This window comes from Marinobacter sp., from assembly GCF_014859525.1.
Lineage (GTDB): Bacteria > Pseudomonadota > Gammaproteobacteria > Pseudomonadales > Oleiphilaceae > Marinobacter.
In genome coordinates, this window is record NZ_JACUUB010000118.1 from 1 (window position 1) to 5,248 (window position 5,248).

Sequence of the window (5,248 nt, forward strand, 5' to 3'; positions counted from 1 at the left end):
CTCCTTGCCCGGGCCGGCAATGGTCATCAGTTTGCCGAGGTTGGCGAGAATCAGCAGGGTCGCGCCGACCACCGTGGTGTACACGCCCAGATCAAACAGCAGAACACTGGCCAGCTCGAATTCGCCAATCAACGGCCAGTCCAGGTGCGCAAAGGTGGATGTCAGGAATGGATAGCCGAATAGCCAGCTGCCAACGCCGGTCAGCAGAGCCATCAGCAGTCCGGCACCGATAAGAGAGCGGAACTGTGTGCGCATCCGTTCCTGGGCCCAGACCAGGCCGCCGGCCATGTACTGCAGGGTAAGGGCAACCGCGGTGACCAGTCCGGCAATAAAGCCACCGCCCGGCATGTTGTGCCCGCGCAGGAAGATGTAGGCCGAGACCAGCAAAGCGATGGGCAACGCCAGGTGCGCGATCATCTGCAGGAACACCGGGTGTGGTTCTGCCACCCAGTGGGTGTGACCGGATTCTGCCACCCGTTTTTTGAGGTTCAGGTTGCGGGTAAAGGCGAACACCGCCACGGCGGCAATGCCCAATACCGTGATCTCGCCCAGGGTATCAAAGCCTCGGAAATCCACCAGAATCACGTTCACCACATTCGTACCACCACCGCCGGGCACGCTGTTGGCCAGGAAGAAATCGGAGATGGATGCAGCCGGACGGGTCAGCACAGCGTAGGTGAAGGCAGCAACACCACCGCCGGCGGTCAAAGCCACAAACAGATCCCGGGCCACTCGCGGCCAGCGGGATTCTCTCGGTGAGGTTTGGGGCAGGAACGACAGCGCCAGCATCATGATCACCACCGCCATCACTTCAACCGAGAGCTGGGTGAGGGCCAGATCCGGGGCCGAGAACCAGGCGAAGGTGAGCGTCACAAACAGGCCGGTCACCGAGAGCAGCAACAGTGCTGGCAAGCGGTAACGGTGAAACAGCACCACGCCTATGGCCGACAGGCACAGAATGCTGATGCCAAACACCACCAACGGGTCCAGGCCTGACAACGGCACCGGCCCACGCCAGTGTTCCAGACCGGTCAGGCTCCAGGCGACCAGAGCCACGGTGGTCAGCAGAATCAGTGCCAGATAGCGTTGCAGAGAGCCGTTCTCCAGTCGATAAACCAGCGTCTGGGAAAAGCGAATGGTGCGCTGCATGACGGTCTCGAAAATGTCTTTGGCGTCTACTTCCGGCAACCGGGCGTGAATGGCGAACAACGGTTTGCGCGCCGCGTATACCGCCAGACCGCCGAGCATGGCCACCAGACTCATCATAGCGGGGGTGTGGGCATCGGCCAGGGCACTGAAATCATATGCCGGCAGGTGCGATACCGTGGTTTCCATGACGGCCAGGTGCACCAGATTGTCATAGATCCACTGCGGCGCCAGCCCCACCAGTAGTGACAGCGCCGCCAGCACCGCCAGCGGCGCCAGGGCCGGTAGCGATTTGCGCTTGGGAGGCCAGACCGGCAGATCCCGGGGCCGCCCGTTAAAGAAAATGTTGTGGAAGATACGCAGAGAGTATGCCACCGAGAACAGCCCGGCCACGGTGACCCAGGTGGGAATAACCATATCGGCCCAGTGCGGAGCGGTCACCAGCAGGCTCTCGGAGAACAGCATTTTCTTGCTCAGATAACCACTCATCAGCGGTAAACCGGCCATCGCGGCGGCGGGCACAATCGTGACGATCATCAATGCCGGCATCCATCGCCAAAGGCCATTGATCAGCTGCATATCCCGGCTGCCGGTGGCCTGGTCCACATAGCCCGCCATCATAAACAGCGGCGCCTTGAACAGGGCGTGGCAAACCAGATGGAACAGTGCGGCGGCCATGGCCATTTCGCTGCCCATCCCGATCAGCAGGGTGATTAACCCAAGATGAGAAATGGTGGAATAGGCGAGCAAGCCCTTGATGTCGTGCATGAACATGGCCACAAAGGCGCCTACCATCAGGGTAATCATGCCGGTCACAGTAATCAGGGCGAACCAGAGCTCGGTATCGCCCAGGGCCGGGTGCATGCGGGCCATCAGGAACAGGCCGGCTTTGACCATGGTGGCCGAATGCAGGTACGCCGACACCGGCGTGGGCGCGGCCATGGCGTGGGGCAGCCACAAATGGAACGGGGCCTGGGCCGACTTGGTGAACGCACCCAGTAGCACCAGGCTCAGCATCAGCGGGTACAGGCTGTGCTGTTTCAGGGCATCGCCCTGGCTGAGAATGTCTGATAACTGGAAGCTGCCGGCCATGTTGCCCAACAGCAGAATGCCGGCGAGCAGCGCCAGGCCGCCGCCCCCGGTGATCACCAGGGACATCCGGGCACCACGGCGAGCACCCCGGTTTGACCAGGTGAAACCGATCAGCAGGAACGATACCAGGCTGGTCAGCTCCCAGAATACCAGCATGAACAGCAGGTTCTCAGACAGCACAATGCCCAGCATCGCGGTCATGAACAGCTGGATCAGGATAAAGAAACGGGGTGCACTGGCTTTGCCGTCGAAATAATATCGGGCATACAGAATGATCAGACAGCCAATGCCGGTGATCAGAGTGGCAAACAGCCAGCTCAGGCCGTCCAGCCGGAATGACAGATTCAGGCCTAGTTGGGGAATCCACTGAACTGTAGACACCAATGCATTGGCGTCGACGATTTGCGGCCAGTGCCCGACCAGAAGAAGCAAGCCGGTAAAGGGCGCCAAGGCTGCCAATAAAGCATGAACGCGAATGCTGGTGCCGGCACGATGACGGCTTAGCAACCAGGAGGCAAGGGCTCCCAGCACCGGCAGCAAAATGATGAGTCCTGGTACCATAATGAGGCCGGTAACCCGGAAAAGTAGTTTAGTGAGTGTATTTCGTACCCTGTACGAAAGCGTCAGGGCGCGATAGCTAAAATAGATTACCGAAGCCTAGCACATAACGTCATTGTTAAGCGTCAAGGCTCAGGGTACTTATGTCTCAATCTGGTCATTCCTTGGCGGTAGAGACCATAGGCCATCAAGCCGGCGGCCAGATTTCCCGCCAGAGCCCCGGACATCAATCCGGTGAGCCCGGACAACTGGGCTCCCAACCACAGCATCGGCAGGTAGCAGGCGAACAGTCGCAGTGTCGAGATCAGCAACGCGCGCATCGGTAATCCCAGAGCGTTGTTGATGGACACCATTAACATGCAGACACCGAGGCCGCTATAACTCAACGGCACCCTCAGCAGGTAACTGAGCAGGATGTCCTGTACATCGCCGTCCCGGCTGAAAAGCGTCGATACCATGCCTGATGCGGCCAGCCAGATCAACCCCAAGATCAACTGCCATACCACCACAAAACGAACGGCGATGCGCACCAGCTTGCGGATATCCTCAAGTTCGCCAGCGCCGAGCATGCGCCCGATCATCGGTGGCATGGACATGGTGAGTGCCAAAACCACGACAATCGAGAAGAATTCCAGTCGCGTGCCGAGCCCCCAGGCAGCAACCGCCGCCGAGCCGAAGCCGGCTACCAGCGAGGTGGCGAGCATGGCAGACAATGGTGGCATCAGCTGACTCACCATGGCCGGTGCCATGATCCCCCCAAGTTGTCGTACGGCTTTGTGCAACTGCAGTTTTAACAAGTCAAAGCGTAGCCATTGGCGCCGCAGCAGAGCCGGATAGACGATCAGGGCGCCAAGGCCGAAGGCGGTGATGGTGGCCCAGGCGGCGCCGGGCAGGCCCCAGCCAAAGACGAAGATGTAGAGGTAATCAAGGCCGATGTTGAGAAGGCTGGTGGCGATCATCAGGTAGCCGGGCAGTTTGGTGTCGCCGTTGGCGCGGCAGACGGCATAACCGAAGTAGAGCAGGGCACCGATCCAGGCGGAGATCAGCCAGGGTGCCCAGTAGTCCCGGATGACCGGGCGGAGAGTCTGTTCTGCTCCGAGAAAGTTGAGGATGCCGGTTTGCAGCAGCCAGACGGCAAGGCATAGGATTAATGCCAGGCAGGCGCCGATGGTGACTACCAGGCCACCCAGGCGTTGGGCCCGGAGGTTGTCGCCCTGGCCGAGGGTGCGGGAAATGATGGCGGTGGTGGCGATGCCAAGACCCACGTACATGCCGCTGACCAGTTGTTGCATGGGTACGGTGAAGCCAAGCGCAGCGAGAGGGTCCCTGCCCAGTTGGCCGACGAAGGCGCTGTCGGTGAGCTGGAAGGTCATCAGGGAGAGCGCGCCGAAGAGCATGGGCCAGGTCATGTGGTAGAGCTGGCGGGCCAGGCTTGGGCTTTGGGGTTGGTTCTGCACTTGGGGGTCGGTGCCTTGGGTTTTGGAATCTAGGCGCGGATTCTAACAGGTCTGGCTTTTGGTGCGTGCTAAGTGTGCGGGCAGGTCTTTCTCAAACACGCTGTGAATACGTCCCTGTACGCTCTGCTCCGCCATCCATGGCTCCGCAAGGTTTGAGAAAGACCTGCCCGCACACTCAGCCCAAACTCTGAACGGGTAGTCCGAAACGAAATCGACGCTGCGTGAATGCTCTGACCACCCGGTTGGGGATGTTTTACAGAACCTTCAGCGCCGCTTCGTAATCCGGCTCGTTTTTGATTTCGTTGACCAGTTCGCTGTGCAGCACTTTGTTGTTTTCGTCGAGGACCACAACCGCACGGGCGCACAGACCGGCGAGGGGGCCGTCCTGTATGGCGACGCCGTAGTCTTGCTGGAAGCTGTAGTTGCGGAAGGTGGACAGAGTTTCGACGTTGTTCAGGCCTTCGGCTCCGCAGAAGCGGGCGGCGGCGAAAGGCAGGTCGGCGGAGACGACGAGGACGACGGTGTTGTCGAGGCTGCCGGCTTTTTCGTTGAATTTGCGGGTGCTGGCGGCGCAGACGCCGGTGTCGATGCTGGGGATGATGTTGAGGATTTTGCGTTTGCCGGCCCAGCTGTCGAGTTTTACTTCTTCGAGGCCGCTGTTGGTGAGGGTGAACGGGGCGGCGTTATCACCGGCCTGGGGGAATTTGCCGCTGATGTCGATGGGGTTGCCGTCGAGGGTGACGTTGCTCATGGTGTGCTCCTTGTCGTGTGGTTTTGAATCTCTGCAATCTACTCTGTGTAGCGTACTTTGGATGACTTTGCACCCCCTACCTGGCCTCCTGTGCCTCAAATCCCGGTGCAGGGTATCGCTGCACTAGAAACAGGTAACCAATCAGCCCCAGTCCCGCACAAACGGCAATAATCATGGCCATCACCAATGGGGTGCCGTCGTGGAGTATGCCTACCAGGGCTCCGGTGGCGGCAGCGGCGGCCAT

3 protein-coding genes and 1 pseudogene are annotated in these 5,248 nt (G+C 60.0%); all 4 read right to left on the reverse strand.

Annotated elements, in window-relative coordinates; all coding sequences use genetic code 11:
- Window positions 1-2,799 (reverse strand): monovalent cation/H+ antiporter subunit A (locus IBX51_RS14155; RefSeq protein WP_291831944.1); only part of this gene is annotated, 2,799 nt, incomplete at its 3' end.
- Between the two features lie 122 nt (window positions 2,800-2,921).
- Window positions 2,922-4,253: an MATE family efflux transporter gene (locus IBX51_RS14160; RefSeq protein WP_291831945.1), complete on the reverse strand. Its 1,332-nt coding sequence runs from the start codon at window positions 4,251-4,253 to the stop codon at window positions 2,922-2,924.
- 253 nt (window positions 4,254-4,506) lie between these two features.
- Complete coding sequence (gene tpx / locus IBX51_RS14165) at window positions 4,507-5,004, reverse strand: thiol peroxidase (RefSeq protein WP_291831946.1); 498 nt, start codon at window positions 5,002-5,004, stop codon at window positions 4,507-4,509.
- A gap of 76 nt (window positions 5,005-5,080) precedes the next feature.
- A pseudogene (locus IBX51_RS14170) lies at window positions 5,081-5,248 on the reverse strand (Bcr/CflA family drug resistance efflux transporter); the annotation flags it as partial.

Bases quoted from the DNA above. Each gene is read 5' to 3' on its own strand.
- tpx (WP_291831946.1), bottom strand. From the start codon at position 5,004: ATGAGCAACGTCACCCTCGACGGCAACCCCATCGACATCAGCGGCAAA.